The organism is Clostridium sp. DFI.5.61, assembly GCF_024462915.1.
Taxonomy (GTDB): domain Bacteria; phylum Bacillota; class Clostridia; order Oscillospirales; family Oscillospiraceae; genus Lawsonibacter; species Lawsonibacter asaccharolyticus.
Window position 1 is genome coordinate 37,113 of record NZ_JANGBZ010000017.1, and the last position, 23,846, is coordinate 60,958.

Genomic DNA, 23,846 nt, shown 5'->3' on the forward strand with positions numbered 1-23,846 from the left:
AGGTGAGATATTTCCGCTATTTTGAGTTTATGGAAATGAGGGAGCCTGATATTTCCAATTCAAAGCAGATGAAACCATTTTGCTCACCTTCCCGGTGGGCGTTTTTCATTGGAGGTGAGAATCGCGGAGATCATTCCAATCAGCTTGCGGGAGGCAAACCGCTTTATTGAAAAGCACCACCGCCACAGCGGACGGGCGCAGGGTTGCAAATTCTGTGTGGCGCTCTCCGATGGGCATGGGACGCTTCACGGCGTTGCCGTTGTGGGACGGCCGATCTCCCGGTATCTGGATGACGGACGAACCGCCGAGGTGACACGGCTCTGCACAGACGGTATTCTCAATGGATGCAGCTTCCTCTATGGCTGCTGTGCCCGAATTGCCAGAGAGATGGGGTTTCGGAAGATCATCACCTACACGCTGGCGGAGGAAAACGGGGCCAGCCTGCGGGCCTCCGGGTGGTTGTGCGCACCGGGATTCCGGGGCGGTGGAAGCTGGAATGTGCCGGGGCGCCCACGGGCGGAGAGCCGGAACACCGGCCCAAAACGAATGTATTACAAGGAATTGAGGTGAAACAGGTTGTATTTGATCTTACTATGCTTTGGAACGCTCTTTGGCCTGGGAGCGTTCTTTTTACTGGCCGGACTTCTCCGGCTGCCCACTTCCGCCAGCACCAAAGCCGTGCTGACCGTCACAAACCGGGGAAAGGCGAAAAAGAACAGCATGAACGCCATCCTGTTCGATATGGCGGCAAAGGCGGCGCCTCTGGTTCGGATGGACGCCTATAAGCGGCGCAAGCTGGAGGCCCAGCTTAAATCCGCCGAAATTCAAATGTCCCCGGAAACCTATGTGGCGGCTGCCTGGGTCAAAGGCGGGCTGATCGGGCTGCTGGTAATACCGGCCCTGCTGATCTTTCCGATCCTGGCGCCGGTGGTCCTTTTTCTGGCGGTGGCCGTCTTTTTCAAAGAACAGAAACGGGCGGATGAGATCGTCCAGCAGCGGCGGGAGGAAATCGAAACAGAACTGCCCCGTTTTGTCAATACCGTGGAGCAGGAGCTTCGTTCCTCTCGTGATGTGCTGAACATTCTGAAAGCCTATCAGCACAACGCCGGTCACGCCATGAAACGGGAGCTGGAGATCACAATTGCGGATATGGCCTCCGGCAACGAGGAAAATGCCCTGACACGCTGGGAGAGCCGGATCGGAAGCACCATGCTCTCCGATGTGGTGCGCGGGCTGATCTCCGTCAAGCGCGGCGACAACGGCATTATGTACTTTCAAATGCTCTCCATGACCTTCAAGCAGCTTGAACTCCAAAAGCTGAAGCTGGAGGCCATGAAGCAGCCGGGGAAAATGCGTAAATATTCCTTCATGCTTCTGGGCTGTTTCCTGCTGATGTATCTGGGTGTTCTGGGCTATGTGGTCCTGGAAGCCTTTGGAGATTTGTTCTGATGAAGGGAGGTGGCTGTTTGAGGCGGCTGCTGAAAGAAAAACGCGGGGAAGGCTTTGTGGATGTATGCGTCCTTGTCCTGTCCGTTGCCCTCGTTCTGGCGCTGGTGGTCCGCATCGCCCCGGTGTTTGTGGCGAAACAAAACCTGGATGTGTTTGCGGATGAGCTGGTGCGGACGGCGGAGATCAATGGGCAGGTCGGTTCCGTCACCAGCTCAAAAGCGGCGGCTCTCCGGGAGGAAACCGGACTTGACCCTGATATTTCATGGAGCGACACCGGCAAAATCCAGCTCGGCAACGAGGTAACGGTGACGCTTACCACCACCGTCAATCTCGGCCTGTTCGGGGAGTTTGCGTCCTTCCCGGTCACGCTCACCGCAAGGGCCACAGGAGTCTCGGAGGTGTACTGGAAATGAGCAGGCTGAAAACGGTTTTGAAAGACAGGTCCGGGCAGGGTACGCCCATGATTCTTGCGGTGGTGGTCTGCTGCCTGATTCTGGCCTGCGTGGTGTTTGAATATATGCGGCTGGTGATCGTGGCGCAGGGTGTCCGGGATTCTGTTCAATCCGCTATCGTAGCTGTGGCAACGGAGAATTGGGATGAAGCCTACCCCGGTCTGCGGGAAGGGTATTCGGGCGGCTACCAGCTCTCCGGTTCGTCCTGGATGCAGAATGTGACCACCGGGAATGTATATGACCGGCTGCAACAGGTGTTGGGCCTGGTGTATGAGGATGGACGGTATCTGAAATACGCGGGGCCGGATTTGGAATACCGCTTTTACGATCTGCACATGGAACTGGAAAATGCCCCGCTTGCCCCCTCCGCGCCGGAGGGGATTACGCAGCTCAATGTGACGGGGATGGTCACGGTGGAGGTGCCCCTTTCCTTTGGGTTCGGCCATCTGCCGCCCATGCAGATCACCATGAAGCTGAACGCCAAGTATGTTCCCCGGTTTTAGATTTTGTCTATTTCTGCCTGTCGGTTTTCCATAGCGCAAAAAAATGTTTGTGTGTTCTTCCACCTGGACACCAGTATTGTGCAACTGATATAATGAGAGCAGGAGAACACATTGATTTTTTGATATAATTTCACCTTGAAGGAGGATTTCAGATGAACGCAAAAAACAAAAAGCTGCTTGCCATCGTCGGTGTAGCGGCTGTGCTGCTGATTGTGATCGGCGTTTCCGTGTCCATGCTCGGCAAAGGCGATCAACCGTCCGGGACGGACCCGGCCGCCGCCCCCACGGATGTTACCACGGAGGATGTGAGCCAGCCCCCGGAGGAAGAAACTACGACGCCCACAGTGGAGGTCCCCGATGTTTCCGCGCCGGAAAACACCCCCGCGCAGGAACAGGCTGATCCCGTCCTGGATGTAGAGCAGGAGGATCAGGTGGATGTTGATTTGACTGACAGGGAGAAAAAGCCGGAAACCACACCTCCGCCCGCCCCGTCCCCGGAGGAACAGCAGGCGGCCAGCGAGAACAATGAGCCGATTGTTTCCGACCCCGCCGCAAACCAGCCCCAAAACGGCGATACACAGAATGGCTCCATCTACATTGAGGGCTTCGGCTGGATTCCCGATGAAGGAGGCAGCTCCGTTGGGATTCCAGTTGGGAATGATGGAGATGAATTGACCGGAAATCAGGTTGGCAGTATGGGCTAATATCGCATTAAGAGTACGGCAGAAATGCCGTACTCTTTTGTTATGAAAACCTTCCCCCAGAAGGGCGCAACGACCCAGCCCGCCCAGAGGGCAGACTAAAGGACAGTATAAGTTGTTGGTTCAGGCGGAACCGGGCAGGGCATCAGGTTCCCAGCCCAGTGCTTTCAGGCGTTTCAGGTAACCATGTATTTTTCTGTCCCTATTAAAAGAATCGTAATAGTCAGAGCCCAAATCACGAAATGGCACGTTGTTTCTAAGCATGTGGTATATGGCGATTAACATGGAATGAGCGACTGCAAGTGTAGCACGGTTCTTGCCTCGCCTTGCTGCGATCCGCTGGTATTGCGCCGAGAAATAAGACCCTTTTACAGAACGTGCAGATTTTGCGCATTGGGTCAAAATCGTCTTGAGCGGCTTGTTTCCTTTTGTCGTTTTTCCGTGCTTTCGCCGTCCCGCGCTCTGGCAGTTGCCAGGACAAACCCCAGCCCAGGAACAAAGATGGGCAGCACTGGGAAATCTGCTCATATCCAGACCAATTTCCGCCAGAATCACCTCGGCGCTGCGCCGGGCGATGCCAGGAATATCGCAAAGAGCAGTAATTGCCGCTTCATATTCATCCATGTAATCCTGAACTAGTTTGTCCAAGTCGGCAATACGTCTATTCAAATCGTCGATATGGTCTATGACCTGTGCCAGCAGCTTTCTTTGAAGCGGTGTAGTGATTCCCTCAATGGCCGTCACAAGTTGTCCCAGCTTGGAGCGCATCCGCCCGTGGATCATCTTGGATATTTCCTCCTCACTGGTTGGGACATCATCTTCAATGATCTTTTCCAACAGCTTTCTGGCACTCTTTCCGTTGATGTCTTTGACCACAGAGTCCAATTTGATGTTGGCGCCTTCCAGAATCTTTTGTAGACGGTTGGTTTCTCTGCACCGTTCCTCTGTCAGGCTTTTTCGGTAACGGGTAATTTCACGTAGCTCCCGCTGTTCCCGGCTGGGGATATAACTTGCTTTCAGCAGTCCGTGGCGGAGCAGATCCGCGATCCATTCTGCGTCTTTCACATCTGTCTTACGTCCGGGCAGTGCTTTCATGTGCGCCGCATTGACAACTATGGCATCCAAATCCATCAGCTCAAACAGGTTATACAGTGGTTTCCAAAATACGCCCGTGCTTTCCATGGCAATTATTTCACAGCCTGATTCTGTGAGCCAGGTTGCCAAAGACTTGATTTCGCTGGTCGTTGTGCCGAATTCACGCAGGCTCTGCTCTCCGCCCTGATTCAAACAGGCCACGATGATCTTCTTATGCACATCAATCCCACAACAACACCGATAGACAACTTCCATAGCCCTACACTCCCACAAAAGTTGTCACGGCGCGCTCTCCTAAAAGCGATTATTTTGCTATACGTCCTTTACTGCCGTTTGGCTGGGACAATTTGTGGTTCAACAGGAGAGCAAAACCAGTTTTATGCGCGCGCTCATAGCGGCAAAAAAAGCCGATCTTGTGCCGTGCATCTATATTTTACCATGCTGTCCTGCCTGCTGCACCTGGTTTTCATTCATCGTGGTGCAAGCATGTAATGCGGCATGAAGTTTTATGCCCTTTTTCAAAAACAACAGATTGGAGGTGCGCTTTTGAAAAGAATTTTTGCCTTCTTTTTAAGCCTTTTGCTTATTCTGGGCATCTGTCCCATGAGCGCCCTGGCCGATACCGGAGGCAGCGGGAATGTGGACGGCGGTGGCGGCAGCATGGGACAGGGAACCTCGCAGAACTCATGGAATCCGGGCATGGATGGAGTAAGAGTTACCGTGATTTACTCCGAAACACAGAAACCGGCATCCGCTTCTATTGACTTAACAAGCAAGACACCCGCAATTAAAATCCATTTTGGCAAGGTTTCAAAAATCCAATATAGGGACGGAAGCTCTATCTCTCCGACAACAAGTAGCTATGTTTATTACAATCCTGCGATTACAATGCCGAGGATCATCAGCACCGGCAGTAGCAAGGCGAGTATTGAAGCAATCAAGAAATATTTTTGTGATGAAATCATTGTCCGTTATATCGCAGAGCTTACGGGTATTTCTTATGACGATTTGATAACAGAAAAGTATAAATTGCTTTTGGAGCCAATCGCCTACTTCAAGCACAATGGGGTCATGTACGCCATGACCGCCCATGAAGCGGCCCTCTACGACAACCAGACGGGCGGCGCCCTGCGCAGGACCATGACGAGCCTGACCCATAAAAATCTCCCGCTGGCGATGTATCTTGAATATTCAGATTTGGGCTTTGCGGCCTATTCCGGCCCCACGAACAAAACCTGTTCCAATGATACTATCATCGCCTACCTGGGCATGGGCATTGTCCGGTTTGAGGAACAGCCCCCGGAACAGCCGGAACCAACCGACTATGACTACGAATACCGGGTAGACACCGATGTGATAACGCCGGTAACGCTCTATGCCGGTTCTGAGATCAACCCGGACGGCCCCGCCACTGTGACCTTTACCATCAAGGGCAGCACCTACCGCATGAACAATATCGTCATCCCGGAGGGGGACAGTCAGCTTGCATGGGTGAAGTGGCACACTCCATCCGAACCGCAGGATATTACCATCACGGTGCGCACAAACCGGGGAACTCTGAGCCAGACCACCATCAAGGCAAAAGTGGTTGATCTTTCCGGCAACGACCCGCCGGACCCGAAGGCCACCGATACCGCTGGAAGCTGGCGGCCCAGCAGCGTGCCCAGCCGGGAGGAAAAGTCCTATGCCGCATGGAGCGTGTGGTGGGCACAGTGGCACCCATATTGGGTGTGGCACAGCACCGGCGATGATGATGGATATTGGGTGGATGAGGGCTGGTATGACTTCTTCCGGGACAATTACTCCGCATCCATGACCGCCACCACAAGGATTGAACCGGATGAGAAGGTGCCTACGGCAGCCGGGAACACCATGAAATCCGGCTACGGCGTGAGCAACACCGTCACCGCCACGGTCAGCACATCGGCGCCCATGTCCCACTACACCTACGGGCAGACAGCGGTTTCCTACTTCCCCGAATTTAACTATACGACCTACTGGCGCCTGCTGGACCGGCTCTCCAGCGGAAAAACAGCCCGGTTCCAGTTTGCCGAAAATATTTACAGCACCTACAAGCAGCGGGTCCATTTTTCTCCGGTGTGGTTCCCCGATGGGAGCTATACGGTCAATACCCATGTGATGGACATTTGGACCCCGGCTGGGATGCTCTGCGCCAATCTCACCGATTCCGTGACGATCAGCGGTTCCCTATATGACGATTGGCATATTGCGCCGGGGAACCCATGATGAGAAAGGAAAAGACGATGAATAACAATAGAGAAATCAGGGTGATGATATTTGAGCCGGGAAAGGCCCCCTATACCGCTGTGCTGGAGGATTCCCTGGAACACCGGAAGGCCCTTGTCGGCGGCGAGATCGAATGTATCTCCCTGCCCCATGAAACCGTCCTGTGCTGTAATGCCGGTGGCAAATGGATGGGCCTGCCCGTAAATCGACAGTTCGGGAGTGACACGATCCACGGGACTTTCTTTCTCTACGGCGACACCCCGGAGGGGCGCGGCGCACCGCTGACCGAGGAACAAATCGCCTGTTTCCGGGACTACTTCACAGAGCCACGGCCTTCCGTCGTGACCTTTGAGGTGCGGTCAGCAAAAGATACAGAGGAATTTCTGCGGCTGATGTTTGGAGGCCGGAAAGGTGGTGGTTCAAAATGAGCAAGATGTTTTCTGTTGTGACCCTGGCCTCTGACTCCGGCCTGCTGGAAGAATACTACGCTCCCGGAAGCCCGGACTGTGCGGAAGATCTTCTGGAGGATGAAATCATCCGGGATGATTTGAGGAGCCTGCCGAAAAGCGACCGGGTTTATGCGGAGGTTGGCACCTACCTCTACGGGGAAGGTGAAACAGAACGGGCCAGCGAAGAAGAACTGGCCTATTTCAGCAAGAACTTTGAAGAACTGTATGCCTCTGTGCAAGTGGACTGGATTGGCGGGCACAGCTTTGGATTTGTGGTTGAGGATGTGTTGCCAGACTATACCGATGAGCCGGAATCAGAACTGGAGGACGAGGATGATTTGGAACTATAAGCTGCGGCAAAGAAAGGGAGGTTGATAGGTTGCTGTTGCCAATCATTATGATTGTGGTATGCGTACTGCTGGGAGGCGGTACGCTTCTTTTTTTGAAATTCTCAGAAAAGCGCAAGAAGGCCAAGGGCAGGGATAAGGAAGAATTGGCGCAGATGACCGCCAATGAGTTTGTCAATGTCAAAGACATTCGCGGGAGTTTCCTCTACACCCGTGACGGCATGGCGCTGGCGTACCTGAAAATATTTCCCATCAGTACGGAGCTGTTCAGCAAGAATGAAAAACGCCTGATTTCCAAGCAGCTCACGGCCAGTCTGTCCAGCGGGCAATATCCGTTTCAGCTTTTGGCGGTTTCACGCCCGGTGGACATTTCTCCCCTGATGGCGGAGTTGTCCTCTACCCTCACTTCTTCATCGGATATAAAGCAGAAGGAATTGCTGAAGCATGAGATCGTGGAGATGGGCGGATTTGCCCTCTCCGGCGAGGTGGTGGAACGGCAGTTTTACATCAAAATCTGGGACAGGACGGTTGACGGAGTGGAGCGTGATCTGCTCCAAAAGCTGAAATATCTGTCGGGCTATTTTGCCGACTGCGGCATCCAGACCGAGATTTTGGAGCAGCAGGACATTGTGCGGCTGTGCAATCTGGTGAATAACCCGGCCTATGTCCATTTGGAGGACGCCGGTTTTGAAGCGGCGATCCCGATTTTAGAAAGTGTAGGTGTTGTGTAAGAATGAAGCACACCCGGCAGGATTTGAACATCATGCAGGGTTGGAGCCTCGAAAAAAAGATCAAAGTATCGCAGATGAAAATATTGGAATGGTACAGGGCGTACAACGGGCAGGTCTTTACCAGCTTTTCGGGCGGTAAGGATTCCACGGTACTCCTTGATTTGGCACGGCAGGTCTGCCCCGATATTCCCGCCGTGTATGTTGACACAGGGTTGGAATACCCTGAACTGCGCGATTTTGTAAAAACGAAAGACAATGTGATTTGGCTTCGCCCACGCTATCCGTTTACGCAGATCATTGAGAAATATGGCTATCCGGTTATTTCCAAGGAAGTGTCCGATGCCATTAGCGGCGCACGGAAGGGCCAGCCTTACCGTCTGGCCCGCCTGAACGGTGAATTGCTGGATAAGAACGGAAAGAAGTCGATTTACAACTGTGAGAAGTACAGGTATCTTCTGGACGCCCCCTTTGCGGTTTCAGCCCGGTGCTGTTACCACATGAAAAAGGCCCCGCTGAACAAGTTTGAACGGCAGTCCGGGCGGCATCCCATTACGGGGGTGCTGGCCTGCGAGAGCAAGCTGCGGGAACAGTCTTATCTTAAATTTGGCTGCAACGGCTATGAACGCAAACGCCCTCTCAGCCAGCCCCTTGCGTTCTGGCGGGAGGAAGATATTTTGCGCTACCTGAAAATGACCGGCATCCCCTATGCCCCTATCTATGGGGATATTGTGGAGGTCAAAAAGAGGACCAGCGCCCTGACTCTGAAAACCACCGGCGTTTCCAGATCGGGGTGTATGTATTGTATGTACGGCGTTCATCTGGAGCATGAGCCGAACCGTTTTCAGCTCATGGAGAAAACCCATCCCCAGCAGTACCACTACTGCATCCATGAGCTGGGGCTGGGCGCCGTGCTGGATTATACCGGTGTGCCGTACTCGTGTCACTGATTTGGAGGTGTATCATTGTTAGGAACCAAGAAGAAAGAAGAAACGCTCCCTGTCAATGAAGCGTTGTTGAATGTCATTACCCCGATGGGGCTGGAAATCAAGCGGAACAGCCTTGTGATCGGTGAAAATATGGGAAAGGTCTACGGTGCGGTCCGCTATCCGCAAAAGGTGGAGATGGGCTGGCTCTCCAAAATCACAAACATCCCCAGCACCATTGTGTCGGTGGGGATCACCCCGATTGACAACAGCACCCTGATCTCCGCCCTCTCCAAGAGCATTGTCCAGCAGCGGGGCGCCGCCGACAGCGCCAAAGACCCGCTGACCCGTCAGCGGGCGGAGAAGGCCGCCGAGGACGGGGAGCATATCATGCAGAAGATCGACCAGGAGGGCGAAACCGTCGCCATGATGTCGCTCACGGTGATGCCGGTGGCGCAGGACGAGGCGGCCTTCTCCAAAATCTGCCGCCGTGTGGAGAGCGCGTTCAGCGTTCAGAAATGCAAGGTCCGTACCCTTGCCAATCTGCAAAAGGAGGGGTTTCAGAGCATTTCGCCCACCTACCCCGCCAATGGGACGGTGGACAGCATTGTTTCCCGCATCATTCCCATGAGTACCTTTGTGGGCGGTTTCCCCTTCGCAAGCTCCGGTTACAGCGACGGCCGGGGCTATTATTTTGCCAAGGACAGCAGTGGCGGGCTGGTGATTCTGGACCCCTGGACACGCGGGAACGACCGCACCAACAGCAGCTTCGTTGTCATGGGTGTGGCCGGTATCGGCAAAAGCACCGTGGTCAAGCATATCATGCTGTCTGAGTATATGAAGGGAACCAAAATCCTCTGTATCGACCCGGAATCCGAGTACAAGGATATGTGCCGGAACCTGGGTGGGAACTGGCTGAACGCTGGCGGTGGGCGCAACGGCCGCTCCAACCTTTTGCAGATCAGACCGGCGCCCCGTGACGATGAGGACGAAACCGACAAGCTCTATACGGATGAGGGAAATGGAATGTCCGATATGGCGCTCCATATCAAAACGCTGGAAATCATTTTCTCCCTGTATCTGCCGAGCCTGACCGATATGCAGAAGGCCGTCCTGAAGCAGACGGTCATTGAACTATATCATCAGTTCGGTATCTTCTGGGACACGGACATTCGCCAGCTCAAAGCGACGGATTTTCCCATCATGGAAGATCTCCACGGCCTGATTGAAAAGAAAGCCGAGGCCAACCCGGACAATCCGGTGTTCCGTGACCTTGCCATGCTGCTGTATGACGCCGCCAAAGGCAGCGACAGCTTCCTTTGGAACGGGCACAGCACGCTGGAGGCCGACTCCCATTTTGTCTGCCTGGATACCCACAGCCTGCAAAACGCAGCGGATAACATCAAGCGGACGCAGTATTTCAATCTGCTGACCTGGTGCTGGGAGCAGATGAGCAACAATCGCGGAGAGCGTGTGCTTCTGGTATGCGACGAGGCATACCTGATGATCGACCCGCAGGTGCCGCAATCCCTGGCCTTTCTGCGGAATGTGGAGAAGCGGTCCAGAAAATATGAGTCCGCCCTGGCGATCATCTCTCATTCGGTGGTGGATTTCCTGGCACCGGAGATCAAGATGTACGGGCAGGCCCTTTTGGATATTCCCTGCTACAAAATCCTGATGGGCTGCGACGGCAAAAACCTTCAGGAAACCACAGACCTCTACAACCTGACGGACGCCGAGCAGGAATTGTTGGAAAGCAAGCGCCGGGGACATGCCCTGTTCCTGGTTGGCTCCAAGCGGCTTCATGTCAATTTTGAGATTCCGGCCTACAAGTTTGCCTACATGGGCAAGGCGGGCGGCCGGTAATATACCACGGCGGCCGGGATACTCCCCGGCCGCCTTACTTATTTACGAACAGGAGGCGTTTTTTGATGAACCATGCGGAACGGTATGAATATTTGACAACTAAGCTGTCCTCGATGCGCTGGCGGGGCGGAGAGCTGGACTGCTCTTATCAGGCGGCCCTCTACCTGATGGCCTCCCATCCGGCTCTTGCCGAAAAGGTGGAGCGGTATTTCTCCCCAGACGGGATCGACTTTGGCGGCCTGATGAAGAAAGAAGAATTTGACTATGACTGGATGAAACTGACGGCGGACGCGGCCCACAACCTCTTTTCCTGGAACAGCAAGTGTGCCGCCACGCCCTTTGAGATTTCCCGGATGCCCGCCCCGGCCATCCAAGCCATTTATACTTCCTTCTTTATTGCAAACGGGGATTACGCGGTGTCTGTGCGTGAGAATGAGGACGGGAAAAAGGTGTTTGTGATGGATGACAGTGCCGGGCGGGAACGGGAAAAAATCCGCCAGCAGTTTGACCGGATGCTGGCGGACATAGGCGCGGAAATGGGCTGATTGGAGGTGTTGTTTTGGCGATTGATCCGTTGACGGCAAAGCTGCTGGCACAGGCGGCGGCAAGGGCGGCGACCGATGAGGAAAGCCGCAGAAGGACGCTCATTCTCATTCTGTCCCCCATTCTGAGCCTGCTGCTCCTGATTGCCTTTATCCTGTACCTGATTACCAGCCCGTTCTCCGTGCTGTCCCAATGGTTGATAGGCGATGAGGTGGGCGTGGTGGAGGATTTTCAGAAAGAGTATGGCTACAACCAGCAGCTCGGCATTTATGAAAAGGACTACATTGAGGGCAGCGGTCAGAGCTATGAGGGCGTGGTCTTTACTGATGGCGGCCGGGAGGTCATTTACTACAATCAACTGGATGAGCGGTGGGCAGATACCATGTATGGCACCTCCGGCACGATTGGCGAGGCCGGGTGCGGCCCCACGGCGATGGCGATTGTCACATCTACCCTGACCGGGACGCCCCACGACCCGGTAGAACTCAGCGAATGGTCCGTAGCCAATGGGCACCGCTGTGAAGGGAATGGCTCTTATCACAGCCTGATCCCAGCCGCCGCCGAAGCCTACGGCCTGTCCTGGGAGAGCGTTCCCCCGGATGACCCGCAGGCGATGGTGGACGCGCTGGCGGATGGGAAGCTGGTTGTGGCGATCATGGCAAAGGGGCATTTTACCAACTCCGGGCATTTCATTGTCTTACGGGGTGTGACTGCGGAGGGGAAAATCCTGGTGGCCGATCCTGCCAGCCGTAAGCGGAGCGAACAGGAATGGGACCTCTCCATTATTCTGGATGAAGCCAGAAAAGGCGCCGCTGCTGGCGGCCCCTTCTGGGCAATCTATTAAAGGAGTATGGTATGAATAACCGAAATAAACTGATTGAATTATTGATCTACATCGCCATTGTAGTGGTTGGCGTTGTCCTTCTGCTGACAGGAGAACCGGAAAGGGCGGTAGAAAACATGGATATGGGAGGTACATCGTATGCTGCTGTACTTGACGAGTAATCAGAAAAGCGGGCTGATCGACGGCGTGACCCGTGAAATGCTCATGCCGTCCAAAAAGCTGGTTGGGAAGTTCAGCCTGAAAAGTTTTGTCACAAAGGATATGCGCAATTATGCCACGGCCAAGTTCTTCCTGATTGATGCGGCCTGTATTGAGGAAAGCGGCGAGGACTTCGCCCTCGCTCTGCGTTCCTTCCAGATGATGTTTTCTGCCCGTATCATCGTAATCCTGTCCGGCTGTGAGGATATGAGTGGCTGTATCCAGCAGCTTTTGTCCATCGGGGTGGTGAACCTGATTACAGCGGAAACGCTGGAGGACGCCGCCGACGAACTGAGAGAGGCACTGTCCGATGAAGGGATGCAGCGTTATGTGTCTTCCGCGCCGGCATCAAGCCAGCCGGAACCCCGACAGGAACCGGCGCTGGAACCGGAGGACGAGATTACCCCCTACCGCTGGAACGCCAAAAATGTCCGTATTGCCGTTGCTGGGGCACAGCGCAGAAGTGGTGTGACGGTGACGGCGTTCAATCTGGCGGCGTGGCTTACTGCCAGAGGCGCAGAGGTGGCCTACATTGAGGTCAATACCAACCGGCACCTTCAGCTCCTACTCAATGTCTATGAGGCGGCCCCCACTGGCGAACATTATGCCATTGACGGAATCGACTGCTATCTGACCAATGAACCGGATCGGGACTATCAGTTTGTCATCTACGACTGCGGCGTAATGCAGTCGCCTACCTCTGTGTTCCGGGAAGCAGATTATCGGCTCCTGTGCGGGAGTGTCCTGCCCTATGAGATTCCTGCCTTCCACAAAGCGCTGGAAGTCTGTGGCGGGCTGGAGGTCTGTCAGGTGGCCATCAGTGTGCCGGGAGAGTTCCGGGAATACTGTCGGGAGCTGTTCGGCGGTGGGCTGGAAATGGCGGAGGCATCCCATGACTTGTTTGCGAACCGAACCAATGGGAGGCTGTATAGGCGCCTGGTGGAACCGTATATCATGGGAGAACGGCGGCTGTAATAAAAAGAGTATCAGATATGGGAGGATTACAGAATGGCAAAGTTTGAATATATGGAGAGGGCGTTTTCCTCTGAATTGCGGCCGAGGGCGCGGCTGGTGCTTCAGGTGCTTGTCCTGCATTGCAATAAGGAGGGCGAGTGTTTTCCGTCCATCAAGACCATAGCCGCCAAGTGCGGCTATGGCATATCCACGGTCAAGCGGGCACTAGATGAACTGGTGGAGGCTGGATACATTATCAAGCAGGCACGGTTTGACAAACGCAAGAATGGTGGGCAGACCAGCAATCTCTATACCCTCTGTGTTGAAGAGCCGCAGCGGCCCACTGAATCGGGGCTGTATTTACCGGACGAGAAAACATATGGAACTGAAAGTGGTTGCCTCCCTGTGACTGACTCCATACTTGGTGAGCAGATTACCCTCCCTTCGATCCTCACATACTCCTTTATCAACGGGTTTGAAACAGCATCCGAGCGGCAGAAATGCCGCCCGGATGCTGTGTGGGCTGGGGGGCAGCCCATTTTTATACCCCCTTGAACCGTACAAATGAGTAGGTATTTATAGATGAAAAGAGAAATTGATTATTCCTATTCCACAACATTTTGTGATTTGGTAATTTCGAAAGGAAATAACATTCCACGATCTATCTCAAATGCAGAATCACATAAAAGGCTGATATCCAATGGATTGTGACTTGCTAACAAAATAAGTTTTCCTGCGTCTCGTAGAGATAATAACAACGATCTCATTTCTTTAACACTATCTTTATCTAGTCCATTAAAAGGTTCGTCTAAAATTAGAATATCAGGATTTTCCATAATTGCTTGAGCAATTCCAAGCTTTTGACGCATTCCAAGAGAAAACTTTCCAACTTTTTTATTTGAATTAGGATCTAATCCTACGGCAGAAATTGATTGCCTAATTTCATCTGGACCAATTATGCCGCGAATGTCAGCTAAATTTTTCAGATTTTGATATGCATTGAGGTGAGCAAGGAATGTTGGTGCTTCAATAATAATTCCAGTGTTTTCAGGGAAGTCTATGTCTTTTCCAAGTTTTCGTCCATTTATAAGGACGTAACCTTTGGAAGGCATAAGAAAACCACATATTATCTTCATAAGTACAGTTTTCCCTGATCCATTTCGCCCTATTAACCCGTAAATTTTTCCTGATTCTAAAGCAAGATTAATATCATTTAGCACTGTGATACCATTAAATTCACGACTAATTCCAAAAGTTTGAATAGTAGAAGCTTTCATAGTTGGCCCCCCTTTTAATAGCTTGTAGTGAAAATGTTTTTCAACTGAAAATCGAATTTTTTTGTCCACTTTAAACCTAAAATAATGGAAAGGGCAAGTATAATGGAATAAAAAAGCAATGAATATTGACAGGTTGGAATGGAAATAGAGGAAGAAGTTGCCGTTTCAAGTATTATCCACATTCGCAAAAAGAAAAAATTAAAGTAGAATAATATAATATTTAGGACTGTAAACTCATATGGGAAGAACCCAATTCCATTACGTAAAATTTCTAGGACATAAAAAATCCCAATTACAAATAAGCTTAAGCTAGAATTAGAATATAGAGAAATAGTAAGATATACTATACCCAACGTGGTCATCCAAAGAAGAGAATTTAGCATGGTAATAACCCAAGCATAAAGTGGAGAAATATCTTTCAAAAAAAGTAAAAAGGTGTCGGCTATGCTTGTATCCGCAAAGGCCAGACTATAATTTGTATCAACCTGTAAACTAAAATAATTTTGGATAAGAGGGCTCCAATTGGTAGATAATCTTAAATAAGGAATGAACGGTAGTGTCGTAATAAGCAAAAGAAAAATGTTATAGATTACAGATAAAAAAAGAATGTATGCAATTTGCCCTAAAAACCAACGGCTTCTTTTAGAACGGATTAAGTAATTTCCTATTCCTGCTTCCAGAAATGGAGCATCAGAAATGAGAAGTATAAATCCAATCATAATAAATTGTAAGGGATAGTAGCCATTTACAATGAGAATGTATGGCTCCAAAACGGTTAGATTTGTTTTATGTATTGATAAATATTGTATTGGACCATCCAAGGTTCGTGGACAAAATACAAGTTGCAAAATATAGCAACTTAATATAATAAGGATTAAATAAAGTTTAGGTGATCCTAATATACGTTGTATGTTGTATCGTGTGAAACAAAAAACTTCATGCCTAATATTTGCGTTAGCCATTACGAAGTTTCCTCCTTATGCAGTACCGATATATCAGTTGACATATTGCTAAAAAGCAAAAGGCATATAAAAAGGTTCCGAGCATTCCTAACTCATATATGTTAGTGCCGCTTAAACGGTAATGACTTGGTTTAATCCAGAAATATCCTGTTAGATCTCCAAAAACATCAAGGAAACGTATTACTACAAATGGTGCCAAAAATATGATATAACGATTTTTAGTAAATGTGGATGCAATTAAACTGATCCAAGGAGAAAGCGTAGCAATGACTGAAAAGACAAGAATATGACACATATAATGTAACCAATAGTGATTATTTTCAACTAAGTGTTTTAAAAGTAAAAGATTTGTCCCTTCATAACTAAATCTTCCATCTCCAATCGGGTGGCCTGTAAGTATCATTGTGAGCGTATATATAAATGTGGAAGAAAGTACAATTAGAATGGAAGACAAAAGAGAAGATATAAGCTTTCCATTTATAAAAGATTTTAAATTAGAACGTATCAGTTGGTAATAATGAGTACAAATAGTTTCTTCAGAGGCAAACCACGCAGTCGGCATGGTAGTTAAAAATGGCAGTGAAGTCAATCCAATACGCCCCATTCCTGTTTCTAACATACTAGATATTTCGTTCTCAGGATAAAAATCACGAATACCTAATAAAATAACAAAATAAAGAGCTATGACGCTAAGTAGGAAAAATGGGCTTGCAATTAGCTTTCTACACTCTACTTTATACATAAAAACCCCCGTAGCTTATGATATGTGGAATTACTCCCCCCGGCTTGGAAGCCTGGGGGGAGTAATAGATTATTGGAGAGAGGAAGCGGCGATCTGGCAAATAGAGACGCACCGTAAGTCCTAACTTCACACTTTGAGCGAAGCAAATGATATGAGCGGAATAAATTTAGTGTGTCTTGAGGTGTTTTCTAGCGAAAGGCCCTTTATAGAGACTATTCAAGTCTTCGATTTAGACGGTGGTTATGATTAAGGAATCCAAGTCCCTTTTATTTGGATGTCCTTATTGGACCCCGCCTCTGGGGAACACTCAGCCCGAAGGTAATACACTTCACCGGTATCTCCAAAGCCACTCAGATAATCCAGATTGCGATATGTTACCTCACCACTAATGCGTTGCTCAATGGTTGCCCGACGGCCGGTATAATAATCAACACCATAGGAAACAACATCTGAATCGGTCTCATTCCTAAACTTTGTTACTTCTACAGAGGCATCTCCTCTGGCGCCTTTGATACAAGGATTACTGACATCATACGTGTTTCCTGTGAAAAAGAAGTCCACATAGGTAAAATCTTCATAAATACCTTCCGCTGCGGAGGCAGTAGGAATCAGTATTGCTCCAAGAGCTAAACAGCAGACTAATAGCTTTGAGATATGTTTCTTCATTGGTTACCTCGCCTTTCTTATAACATATTTTTCCTGTACTCTTTTGCTTGGTTTACTCAGTTTTATTTTTCCTGCTATTTTGGGAGAGCTTAATGCTTGCACAGATAGCAAGTAAGGCAAAATAAAGTGCTGGAGTTACCAAAAGCCATGTGTACGTTCCCAATTTGGCTAATAATCGTTCATCTGGAACAGCTTCATATTGGATACCAAATGAAAAGCCTGCTCCAGCAATCGAAAAGTGCAGGATCATCAAGAGAGTCGAATTTACAATTGCTGCGAGCATTGGAAAGGCCGATTCAGATTCAATTAGAGAGCGGCGCCTCTTTAGGAGGAAGGAAACATTACAGACCATGATAAAAAATGTAAAGGCCAACAAATAATCATGGAATTGTAACGGGAAATTTTTTTGTGTAGTTACAGGAAAGAGTGGTGATCCTCTTTTCGCAAAAAAATTATCCAACTGGCTTGCTATTTCTGCGTCACTTGCATCAGGGTCAAACTCATAGTATGAGCGGAACTCACCATCCATCGTTTCAACTAACAATGGTACAGTAGTTACCTGATACTTCTCCAAGATCAAATCATATCTCGGATTATCCTTCCAGTATTCTGTATCAAAATAGTACACGACCCAGCCGCTTTCATCCAGATATTTTTCCAAGTAAGAAGCGAATTCTACACAACTAACACATGTTGGACGGCCAAAGTAGATGTAATATCGCCCGTGTAAATTGTTGAAGAAATACTGGCTGGAAATACCTATAATACGTCCACTGGTTTGCGCACTTGACGTACTCTCATTGTCTGTTCCAGTTGTTGCGTATCCTGTAATGGTAACTGCAAACAAAGAAAGAATCAGACATGTAATGGCCAAAAAACGCTTTATATTTTGCTTCATATTTTACGGATCAGTCGTGCGGGTTGCACTTATTGATCGCAAATTGGAAGAGACCCGTATTGGGGCGGATAGGTTCAAGATCCCAATCCCCGACTGCTTCACACAGTCCGGCCCGATGGGCAATCTCACCATAGAAATGGCAAAGGAACTGCTGGCTCAGGCTTCCCTCATTTGTCCAGTATCTGCTGCTGTCACAGGCATCCTTGACCAACGCCCATGCCGCAAGTGCCTCTTCCTTATCATTTGTATTTTTCATTACAGATGTAGGAACCAGTTTGAGAGAGATCAGGTCGTCATAATAGTCATCATCATCTCTGGTCCACCAATAGTAATTGCTAAAATAGTAGCTCAGGGCCGGGGCTCGGGCAACGATTGCCTCGATTTTTGCATAGAATTCCTGAATCTCAGCTTCGGTGACTGTGACTGGCACGTATGCATAGGTGCTGGCCATTCCATTTGCTTTATCGGCAGCCAGGATATTGATTACGTCATCACGAGTAAAGGCTTCATTAAACATTTCCATCGTAAGTACATGGGCATCCTCATTTGTGAGCTGAGGCTGCTCCAAGATTGCTGCACTCTCAACTTCTGGGATGCTAGTGGCGGATACAGGAAGGAGGGCCAGACTAAAAACAGTTGCCGTAGAAAGCAATACAGAAATCAGTTTCTTCATAATTGGGGTTCTTCCTTTCTATTTGATTGTTTTGTTTGCTTTAGAAATTTTCCAAATAATTATTAGATCTGCATTGGAATCACCCTCCCATAACGCCGTAGAATCAGATTAGGTGAATGATTATTGCGACGTTACTTTGAAATGGACATTTACCCTTTGCCCTTTCACTCTATAAAACGCTTCTAATAGAGAGATGCAACGGGATTTTTTTGTGTTTCTCAAAAATTTAAGAATATCTTTTAATATCTGGAAATGTTTAATGCGTCGTTGATTTCATTAGCTTTAGAATAGATTGCGTTATTACCATAACGTCCGAGATGGATGCCCAATGTAAGTCTGGTATTGGTCGAGCCTATGTAGGAGTACACAATTCCACCGCTGTCTCCGCCTTCGGAATCATAAGTGGCTTCGGTTAAGTTAGTTAAAAATACTCCTGTATCTGTGTCAGCAGATACATCAGTGGCTACAACTCGGCCAGAAGTATGCCCACTTGTAAATCCAATTTTATTAATTGTAGTGCCGACACCAGGTTCACTGATAGTGGTGGATAATGTATTACCTGTACCATATAAGGTGTTTGTTGCGTCATGCGAATTGATCATTTTACAAAAAACAGCATCGCAACTGCCGCCAAGATTTCGAATTGTAGCTTTTGCAAAACGATCTCCATTCCAAATTAGTTCTTCTCCCATCTTAACGGCATGAGCAGCTGTAACAATGCCAATAGTTGAGCCAAATTTTGCACGATATCCTAGAGTGAGAGCCCCTTGATCTGATGCATTTCTTGCGGGTTGTCCAGGAGACCATGATGACTGGGTTTCAATTGCTCCAAAGCCCTGTGCAAATACGATTGCATCTGAATCACATACATTTTCTTTGAATTCCTTTATTTTTTCTTCATTAAACTCTTCAAGATAAACAATGACTCTGTTTTCAGAGTCGTAGAGGCCAAACTTTTTGAAGTTGTTTGCAATTTCACTCCCTTGATTATTAATCTTGTAGTTGTTTAGTAAATCCATAATATTATTGAGGTCAGTATAGGAATATTCGCATGGTTCGAGCACATAGTCAGCTGTTGTACTGTCTAAAACATTATCTGCGGGAGAAAAATTTGAAATATCCTCAATAGTAGAATCAATATCGGAAGAATCTTCAATTTTACTCTCAACAACATAGATTACCAATTTGCCACTATCATTTATGTAGGCACCTCCGTATGCATCAGGGTAACTAAGCTGCGACGGAGTGGAAGAATTCTTACCATTTGCAGAATTAAAGGCGGACATCAGAGATTCATATAACTGATTAGCAGATTCTTGTACACTTACATCAGTATAGGATTCACTATTCTCCAAAGGGGTGTCAGCTTGAGAGGGCTGAGCAGAAACACAAATACTGAGTATCACAGAAAATATAATGATTAGTGGTATAATAAATCTTTTTTTCATATTAGCTTCCCTCACATAATAAATTCGCAACTTAAAACGTAATTCGTAAGCGTCAAGTAAAGTGACGGGTAGACAGACATGAGAGAATAGTGGTGGAACGTTTTGAGACGTTCCGGCACTATTAACTATTAGGCGGTGTATCCGGATGACGAGCAATGAACTGAAGCACCAGGCAAAGGTTCAGAAATGGGGATTGGCAATACAGGACTGCCGGAGCAGCGGGCTGTCAGTGCGGGAGTGGTGCCGCCAGCGGGGCATCACGCCAACAACATATTACCGATGGGAAAGAGAGGTTCTGTCCGGTATAGGTAGGAAAGACGCCGAGGGACGTTCTGGGGGCACATTTGTAGAACTGCCAGCACCGCAACCATTGCGAAATAATTCGGAACGTACCGCTACACTCAACATCGGGAGTAGCAGCATTGATCTGTATCAGGAAATGGGGCCGGAATTGCTGCGGACTCTGGTGGAGCTGCTGAGACAATGCTGAACGATTTTACCGGAGCAGACAAGGTCTACATCGCCTGTGGATATACAGATCTGCGCAAAGGGATCGATGGTTTGGCCACGATGGTACAGCAGCAGTTTGAACTGGACCCATTCACCAACACACTGTTTCTGTTCTGCGGGCGAAAGCGGGACCGAATAAAAGGGCTGTACTGGGAACGGGATGGCTTCATCCTCCTCTACAAGAGGCTGGAGCAGGGAGCGTACCAGTGGCCGAGGTCCGAAGTTGAGGTGAAGATGCTGACGCCGCAGCAGTACCGCTGGCTGATGGAAGGGCTGAAGATCGAACAGCCCAAAGCGCACAAAGCAGTGACTGGCCTGAGTATGGTATAGCATTGAAAATTGGATGCTATTTTCTCGCAAACCATTGAAAGAACTGGTATTTCAAGGGTTTTTATGTTATAATAAAGATATGAAAAACGAAGTGAACATTACCACAAGCAGCACAGAAATGATGACCATTTCCCGTGCGGAATATGAGTCTCTAAAGGCGGAACGAGACGAACTGAACCAGAAGCTGGACTGGCTGATGGAACAGGTGCGTCTTGCCAAAAAGAAGGTCTATGGGACATCCTCCGAGCAGACGAAGGAGGAGTTGGTTGGCCAGCTGAGTTTCATGTTTGATGAGACGGAAGCATGGCTGTCTACCAGGAGGACTGCCACGAGGGAAACCAGGGTTGCCGCTCATACCCGGCAGAAGCGATCCTCCCGTGTGGAGGAGGTTCTGCCTGAGAACATCCCTGTTGAGGTGGTGGAGCACCGCGTCCCGGAGTCTGAACGTAACTGTCCTGAATGCGGTACGCTCATGACAGAGATTGGGACCGAGGTGCGCCGTACTCTGGTAATGGTCCCTGCCCAGGTGAAGATCCGGGAAGATGTTTATTTTACATACGCCTGCCAGAACTGCAAGCAGACAGGGACGGAAACACCTATCCTGAAAGCCCCCAAAGAGCCTCCCCTGATTTCGGGCAGCTATGCCTCCCCGGAGGCTGTGGCCCATATCATGGTGCAGAAGTTTGTGATGTACGCTCCGCTGTACCGGCAGGAACAGGAATGGAATCGTGCTGGGGTGATGCTCTCCCGGCAGACGATGAGCAACTGGGTGCTGCGGGTGGCGGAGGACTGGCTGCGGCCCATCTATGACCACTTGCACCGGCAGTTGCTTCAGCGCGAGGTTCTCCATGCGGATGAAACAACCTTGCAGGTGCTGAAGTTGGAAGGGCAGACAGCCAGGAGCAAGTGCTATATGTGGCTGTACCGGACTGGCGGAGACGCCGAGCATCCCATAGTTCTGTATGAGTACCAGCAGAACCGGAAGGCGGAGAATGCCGAAGCATTCCTCAAGGGCTTTACGGGCTGGCTCCATGCGGATGGGTATTCCGGCTACCACCGATTGCCGGAGAACATCCGGGTGGTTGGCTGCTGGGCGCATCTGCGGCGAAAGTTTGACGAGGCGGTGAACGCCTTGCCAAAAGAGCAGCAGGTTGGCTGCACGGCGTTGGAGGGACTGCAATACTGTAATATTCTTTTCGCCATTGAAAAGGAACTAGCGGATCTGCCGCCGGAAGAACGTTATATCCAGCGTCTGGCTCGGTCCAAGCCGGTGATGGACGCTTTGTTGGCATGGGCGGAAACGAAGACCGCCCCGCCCAAGTCCTCTTTGGGAAAGGCGCTGTACTATCTGCGGGAGCAGTGGCCATATCTGAAACGCTTTTTAGAGGACGGGCGTCTGGAAATAAGCAACAACCGGGCGGAGCGGAGCATTAAACCCTTTGTGATGGGGCGGAAGAACTGGCTGTTCGCCAATACGGAGGGCGGTGCTCAGAGCAGCGCCATTGTTTACAGTCTGATTGAAACGGCCAGGGAGAATAACCTTGATCCATACCGATATTTGGTTCATGTGTTTTCCAAGGCACCCGGACTGGCAGTTACCGACAAGAACTGGGCCGCAAAGCTGCTCCCGGAAAATATTCCCCCAGAATGTTGTATTACAAAGAAATAGAATATATCTTGTGAAAGCGGGATTGCCATTGGTAAGCCCGCTTTTGCTTTTTCCAATAGGGATTATTGGCACCGCGGTGTGGAAAAACAAGGAAGTTTTGTCCTGTTTTATCCCATGTCGTCTATCTGTCTGATCTTGTCATATTATGGAACTATCTTATGAAAGGTGGTTCTTTTATGGCAAACACAGAAATTTTCCTGCGCAATATTTTTGGTACAACTCGTCCGAATATTCGTCCACTCGTTCTTGCTCTAAACATTACCAATGACCTCTTATTTGAACAGCATATCTCCATGTCCGATATTAAAGCAACGAAACATATTTACCCCGATGTTGCCAGACTGCTTCATAAAAAGCCTGAAACTGTGTACAAGAGCGTGATACGCTTGGCGCATCGCTGCTGGGATGCACTTGTGGAACAAGATTTGGTTCTTTCTTATCTGGGACGCTCTATGAAGCAGGAACCAGATCCCAGCGTTTTTATTACCTATCTAGCTGTCTACATTCAATCCGATATCCCGTTTTTTGAATTCATTGAGCGTGACCCTGGTTTTCTTTTCCGAGACTCGCCTGACATATTCGGAATGTCTGATATTCCGCCTGAATCGACTACAAAGTTGCTGCTGCGCAACAAACCGCTCCTGGTTTCTCAAGCAATGGCTTTTACATCCCCGGCCGGATTGACCACATTTCCTGTCTGTCCCGCGTGTATGGCCACTTTGGAACGTGAAGGCCAGAACTTTTGTGACCATTGCGGACAACGCCTGGATTGGCGTTGGTACAAGCACGCCCAGATCATCTACCCCGGGCAAAAATCAGCACTCAATATTCTTGACAAGGATGATGTTCTAATCTCCACTTAAAAGGGATTGAAATATTTAATAAAGTCTTTAGAAACCATATAAGGAGATGATACGATGGTTGCCTCCTCAGCCATTTGTGATCTATTATACCAGCTTGGAATATCCGCTAATTACAAAGGATTTCTCCATACCGCTTATGCAGTATCTTTGTGCGTGGAACAGCAAGACAGGCTTTTGTTGGTGACAAAGTGGCTGTATCCCGATGTCGCCAGGAAGTATGGGACGAACTGGAAGGCGGTGGAACGAAATATTCGAACTGTATCTACTATTGCCTGGAAGCACAATCTCCCCTTGTTGGAATCTCTTTCCCATAGACACCTTGACAGGCGCTTGCGTTCCGCTGAATTTCTTGCTGTACTTTTCCATGCAGTCTGCTCTGACGAATTTGAGCGCCCTGCTTAAATTGTAGTCTCAAAATTTTTATTGCTTCCAGAAGCAAAGAATGAGAGCAGACAAAGTATTGGCTGCTCTCGTTCTTTTTATCTCATATTATATTTGACGCTTAC

The 23,846-nt window shown here is 49.3% G+C and carries 29 protein-coding genes; 21 read left to right on the forward strand and 8 right to left on the reverse strand.

Going from position 1 to position 23,846, the window contains the following annotated elements; all coding sequences use genetic code 11:
• Positions 1 to 114 precede the first annotated feature (114 nt).
• The 5 genes from NE584_RS10125 to NE584_RS10145 all read left to right on the forward strand — a co-directional run bounded on the left by NE584_RS10125 (position 115) and on the right by NE584_RS10145 (position 3,108).
• Complete coding sequence (locus tag NE584_RS10125; RefSeq protein WP_256182727.1) at positions 115 to 570, forward strand: XF1762 family protein; 456 nt, start codon at positions 115 to 117, stop codon at positions 568 to 570.
• A 6-nt stretch (positions 571 to 576) separates the two neighbouring features.
• Positions 577 to 1,449 (forward strand): secretion protein F, encoded by an 873-nt coding sequence (locus NE584_RS10130; RefSeq protein ID WP_108980468.1) that lies wholly within the window; start codon positions 577 to 579, stop codon positions 1,447 to 1,449.
• Between the two features lie 17 nt (positions 1,450 to 1,466).
• On the forward strand, positions 1,467 to 1,862 hold the full coding sequence (locus NE584_RS10135; protein WP_368670718.1) for a DUF4320 family protein: 396 nt from the start codon (positions 1,467 to 1,469) through the stop codon (positions 1,860 to 1,862).
• A complete protein-coding gene (locus NE584_RS10140) occupies positions 1,859 to 2,404 on the forward strand; it encodes a hypothetical protein (RefSeq protein ID WP_108980466.1) in 546 nt (181 codons plus the stop codon). Before NE584_RS10135 ends, NE584_RS10140 begins: the two co-directional genes overlap by 4 nt.
• 152 nt (positions 2,405 to 2,556) lie before the next feature.
• Positions 2,557 to 3,108, forward strand: a complete 552-nt coding sequence (locus NE584_RS10145) for a DUF6550 family protein (RefSeq protein WP_108980465.1) — start codon at positions 2,557 to 2,559, stop codon at positions 3,106 to 3,108.
• A gap of 120 nt (positions 3,109 to 3,228) precedes the next feature.
• Here the strand turns inward: NE584_RS10145 and NE584_RS10150 are convergent, their stop codons facing one another.
• Positions 3,229 to 4,455, reverse strand: a complete 1,227-nt coding sequence (locus NE584_RS10150) for an IS110 family transposase (protein ID WP_108980464.1) — start codon at positions 4,453 to 4,455, stop codon at positions 3,229 to 3,231.
• A 774-nt stretch (positions 4,456 to 5,229) separates the two neighbouring features.
• Between NE584_RS10150 and NE584_RS10155 the strand changes: the two genes are divergently transcribed.
• The 11 genes from NE584_RS10155 to NE584_RS10205 all read left to right on the forward strand — a co-directional run bounded on the left by NE584_RS10155 (position 5,230) and on the right by NE584_RS10205 (position 13,857).
• Positions 5,230 to 6,447 (forward strand): hypothetical protein, encoded by a 1,218-nt coding sequence (locus tag NE584_RS10155; protein ID WP_368670719.1) that lies wholly within the window; start codon positions 5,230 to 5,232, stop codon positions 6,445 to 6,447.
• Between the two features lie 17 nt (positions 6,448 to 6,464).
• Complete coding sequence (locus NE584_RS10160; protein WP_256182718.1) at positions 6,465 to 6,875, forward strand: DUF3846 domain-containing protein; 411 nt, start codon at positions 6,465 to 6,467, stop codon at positions 6,873 to 6,875.
• Positions 6,872 to 7,246, forward strand: a complete 375-nt coding sequence (locus tag NE584_RS10165; protein WP_108980461.1) for a hypothetical protein — start codon at positions 6,872 to 6,874, stop codon at positions 7,244 to 7,246. Before NE584_RS10160 ends, NE584_RS10165 begins: the two co-directional genes overlap by 4 nt.
• Before the next feature lie 29 nt (positions 7,247 to 7,275).
• A complete protein-coding gene (locus NE584_RS10170) occupies positions 7,276 to 7,974 on the forward strand; it encodes a hypothetical protein (RefSeq protein ID WP_256182719.1) in 699 nt (232 codons plus the stop codon).
• 2 nt (positions 7,975 to 7,976) lie between these two features.
• On the forward strand, positions 7,977 to 8,921 hold the full coding sequence (locus tag NE584_RS10175) for a phosphoadenosine phosphosulfate reductase family protein (protein ID WP_108980460.1): 945 nt from the start codon (positions 7,977 to 7,979) through the stop codon (positions 8,919 to 8,921).
• A 15-nt stretch (positions 8,922 to 8,936) separates the two neighbouring features.
• Positions 8,937 to 10,763: a VirB4 family type IV secretion system protein gene (locus NE584_RS10180; RefSeq protein WP_108980459.1), complete on the forward strand. Its 1,827-nt coding sequence runs from the start codon at positions 8,937 to 8,939 to the stop codon at positions 10,761 to 10,763.
• Positions 10,764 to 10,828: 65 nt separating this feature from the next.
• Positions 10,829 to 11,308 carry a hypothetical protein gene (locus NE584_RS10185; RefSeq protein WP_108980458.1) on the forward strand — a complete coding sequence of 160 codons (480 nt, stop codon included), beginning with the start codon at positions 10,829 to 10,831 and terminating at the stop codon, positions 11,306 to 11,308.
• Between the two features lie 14 nt (positions 11,309 to 11,322).
• Positions 11,323 to 12,150, forward strand: a complete 828-nt coding sequence (locus NE584_RS10190; protein ID WP_108980457.1) for a C39 family peptidase — start codon at positions 11,323 to 11,325, stop codon at positions 12,148 to 12,150.
• Between the two features lie 11 nt (positions 12,151 to 12,161).
• Positions 12,162 to 12,311, forward strand: a complete 150-nt coding sequence (locus NE584_RS10195; protein ID WP_170116213.1) for a hypothetical protein — start codon at positions 12,162 to 12,164, stop codon at positions 12,309 to 12,311.
• On the forward strand, positions 12,289 to 13,323 hold the full coding sequence (locus NE584_RS10200) for a hypothetical protein (RefSeq protein WP_108980456.1): 1,035 nt from the start codon (positions 12,289 to 12,291) through the stop codon (positions 13,321 to 13,323). Before NE584_RS10195 ends, NE584_RS10200 begins: the two co-directional genes overlap by 23 nt.
• A gap of 33 nt (positions 13,324 to 13,356) precedes the next feature.
• Positions 13,357 to 13,857, forward strand: a complete 501-nt coding sequence (locus tag NE584_RS10205) for a helix-turn-helix domain-containing protein (protein ID WP_108980455.1) — start codon at positions 13,357 to 13,359, stop codon at positions 13,855 to 13,857.
• 50 nt (positions 13,858 to 13,907) lie between these two features.
• Here NE584_RS10205 and NE584_RS10210 read toward each other — a convergent pair whose 3' ends face one another.
• The 7 genes from NE584_RS10210 to NE584_RS10240 form a co-directional block, all read right to left on the reverse strand.
• Positions 13,908 to 14,579, reverse strand: coding sequence for an ATP-binding cassette domain-containing protein (locus NE584_RS10210; protein WP_256182720.1), 672 nt, complete (start codon positions 14,577 to 14,579; stop codon positions 13,908 to 13,910).
• A gap of 14 nt (positions 14,580 to 14,593) precedes the next feature.
• Positions 14,594 to 15,541 (reverse strand): hypothetical protein, encoded by a 948-nt coding sequence (locus NE584_RS10215; RefSeq protein ID WP_256182721.1) that lies wholly within the window; start codon positions 15,539 to 15,541, stop codon positions 14,594 to 14,596.
• Positions 15,534 to 16,283 (reverse strand): hypothetical protein, encoded by a 750-nt coding sequence (locus NE584_RS10220; protein WP_256182722.1) that lies wholly within the window; start codon positions 16,281 to 16,283, stop codon positions 15,534 to 15,536. The genes NE584_RS10215 and NE584_RS10220 overlap by 8 nt, the downstream gene beginning before the upstream one ends.
• 246 nt (positions 16,284 to 16,529) lie before the next feature.
• Entirely contained in the window at positions 16,530 to 16,949 is a 420-nt protein-coding gene (locus NE584_RS10225; protein ID WP_256182723.1) for a hypothetical protein, read from the reverse strand.
• Between the two features lie 52 nt (positions 16,950 to 17,001).
• The gene (locus tag NE584_RS10230; protein ID WP_256182724.1) at positions 17,002 to 17,847 is read right to left on the reverse strand and encodes a thioredoxin family protein; all 846 of its coding nucleotides are present in this window, start codon (positions 17,845 to 17,847) and stop codon (positions 17,002 to 17,004) included.
• 10 nt (positions 17,848 to 17,857) lie between these two features.
• A complete protein-coding gene (locus NE584_RS10235; protein WP_256182725.1) occupies positions 17,858 to 18,520 on the reverse strand; it encodes a DUF2599 domain-containing protein in 663 nt (220 codons plus the stop codon).
• Positions 18,521 to 18,759: 239 nt separating this feature from the next.
• Complete coding sequence (locus NE584_RS10240) at positions 18,760 to 19,968, reverse strand: S1 family peptidase (RefSeq protein WP_256182726.1); 1,209 nt, start codon at positions 19,966 to 19,968, stop codon at positions 18,760 to 18,762.
• A gap of 145 nt (positions 19,969 to 20,113) precedes the next feature.
• On the opposite strand from NE584_RS10240, the gene NE584_RS19870 reads away from it, so the two are divergent.
• From NE584_RS19870 to NE584_RS10260, 5 genes are all read left to right on the forward strand, one after another.
• Positions 20,114 to 20,458: a transposase gene (locus NE584_RS19870; RefSeq protein ID WP_108980144.1), complete on the forward strand. Its 345-nt coding sequence runs from the start codon at positions 20,114 to 20,116 to the stop codon at positions 20,456 to 20,458.
• Positions 20,452 to 20,808, forward strand: a complete 357-nt coding sequence (tnpB, locus tag NE584_RS10245) for an IS66 family insertion sequence element accessory protein TnpB (protein ID WP_108980145.1) — start codon at positions 20,452 to 20,454, stop codon at positions 20,806 to 20,808. The genes NE584_RS19870 and tnpB overlap by 7 nt, the downstream gene beginning before the upstream one ends.
• 91 nt (positions 20,809 to 20,899) lie before the next feature.
• Positions 20,900 to 22,477 carry an IS66 family transposase gene (locus NE584_RS10250; protein WP_227148266.1) on the forward strand — a complete coding sequence of 526 codons (1,578 nt, stop codon included), beginning with the start codon at positions 20,900 to 20,902 and terminating at the stop codon, positions 22,475 to 22,477.
• Between the two features lie 176 nt (positions 22,478 to 22,653).
• Complete coding sequence (locus NE584_RS10255) at positions 22,654 to 23,340, forward strand: sporulation initiation factor Spo0A C-terminal domain-containing protein (protein WP_170116214.1); 687 nt, start codon at positions 22,654 to 22,656, stop codon at positions 23,338 to 23,340.
• A 54-nt stretch (positions 23,341 to 23,394) separates the two neighbouring features.
• Positions 23,395 to 23,742: a sporulation initiation factor Spo0A C-terminal domain-containing protein gene (locus NE584_RS10260; RefSeq protein ID WP_108980488.1), complete on the forward strand. Its 348-nt coding sequence runs from the start codon at positions 23,395 to 23,397 to the stop codon at positions 23,740 to 23,742.
• Positions 23,743 to 23,846: the final 104 nt, after the last annotated feature.

What these genes read in the sequence shown, in the direction of transcription:
- NE584_RS10230 (WP_256182724.1), bottom strand. Translation starts at nt 17,847, where the DNA reads ATGAAGCAAAATATAAAGCGTTTTTTGGCCATTACATGTCTGATTCTT.
- NE584_RS10140 (WP_108980466.1), top strand. Translation starts at nt 1,859, where the DNA reads ATGAGCAGGCTGAAAACGGTTTTGAAAGACAGGTCCGGGCAGGGTACG.
- NE584_RS10165 (WP_108980461.1), top strand. Translation starts at nt 6,872, where the DNA reads ATGAGCAAGATGTTTTCTGTTGTGACCCTGGCCTCTGACTCCGGCCTG.
- NE584_RS10150 (WP_108980464.1), bottom strand. Translation starts at nt 4,455, where the DNA reads ATGGAAGTTGTCTATCGGTGTTGTTGTGGGATTGATGTGCATAAGAAG.
- NE584_RS10205 (WP_108980455.1), top strand. Translation starts at nt 13,357, where the DNA reads ATGGCAAAGTTTGAATATATGGAGAGGGCGTTTTCCTCTGAATTGCGG.
- NE584_RS10145 (WP_108980465.1), top strand. Translation starts at nt 2,557, where the DNA reads ATGAACGCAAAAAACAAAAAGCTGCTTGCCATCGTCGGTGTAGCGGCT.
- NE584_RS10215 (WP_256182721.1), bottom strand. Translation starts at nt 15,541, where the DNA reads ATGGCTAACGCAAATATTAGGCATGAAGTTTTTTGTTTCACACGATAC.
- NE584_RS10200 (WP_108980456.1), top strand. Translation starts at nt 12,289, where the DNA reads ATGCTGCTGTACTTGACGAGTAATCAGAAAAGCGGGCTGATCGACGGC.
- NE584_RS10240 (WP_256182726.1), bottom strand. Translation starts at nt 19,968, where the DNA reads ATGAAAAAAAGATTTATTATACCACTAATCATTATATTTTCTGTGATA.
- tnpB (WP_108980145.1), top strand. Translation starts at nt 20,452, where the DNA reads ATGCTGAACGATTTTACCGGAGCAGACAAGGTCTACATCGCCTGTGGA.
- NE584_RS10235 (WP_256182725.1), bottom strand. Translation starts at nt 18,520, where the DNA reads ATGAAGAAACTGATTTCTGTATTGCTTTCTACGGCAACTGTTTTTAGT.
- NE584_RS10225 (WP_256182723.1), bottom strand. Translation starts at nt 16,949, where the DNA reads ATGAAGAAACATATCTCAAAGCTATTAGTCTGCTGTTTAGCTCTTGGA.
- NE584_RS10185 (WP_108980458.1), top strand. Translation starts at nt 10,829, where the DNA reads ATGAACCATGCGGAACGGTATGAATATTTGACAACTAAGCTGTCCTCG.
- NE584_RS19870 (WP_108980144.1), top strand. Translation starts at nt 20,114, where the DNA reads ATGACGAGCAATGAACTGAAGCACCAGGCAAAGGTTCAGAAATGGGGA.
- NE584_RS10255 (WP_170116214.1), top strand. Translation starts at nt 22,654, where the DNA reads ATGGCAAACACAGAAATTTTCCTGCGCAATATTTTTGGTACAACTCGT.
- NE584_RS10195 (WP_170116213.1), top strand. Translation starts at nt 12,162, where the DNA reads ATGAATAACCGAAATAAACTGATTGAATTATTGATCTACATCGCCATT.
- NE584_RS10220 (WP_256182722.1), bottom strand. Translation starts at nt 16,283, where the DNA reads ATGTATAAAGTAGAGTGTAGAAAGCTAATTGCAAGCCCATTTTTCCTA.
- NE584_RS10210 (WP_256182720.1), bottom strand. Translation starts at nt 14,579, where the DNA reads ATGAAAGCTTCTACTATTCAAACTTTTGGAATTAGTCGTGAATTTAAT.
- NE584_RS10160 (WP_256182718.1), top strand. Translation starts at nt 6,465, where the DNA reads ATGAATAACAATAGAGAAATCAGGGTGATGATATTTGAGCCGGGAAAG.
- NE584_RS10260 (WP_108980488.1), top strand. Translation starts at nt 23,395, where the DNA reads ATGGTTGCCTCCTCAGCCATTTGTGATCTATTATACCAGCTTGGAATA.
- NE584_RS10175 (WP_108980460.1), top strand. Translation starts at nt 7,977, where the DNA reads ATGAAGCACACCCGGCAGGATTTGAACATCATGCAGGGTTGGAGCCTC.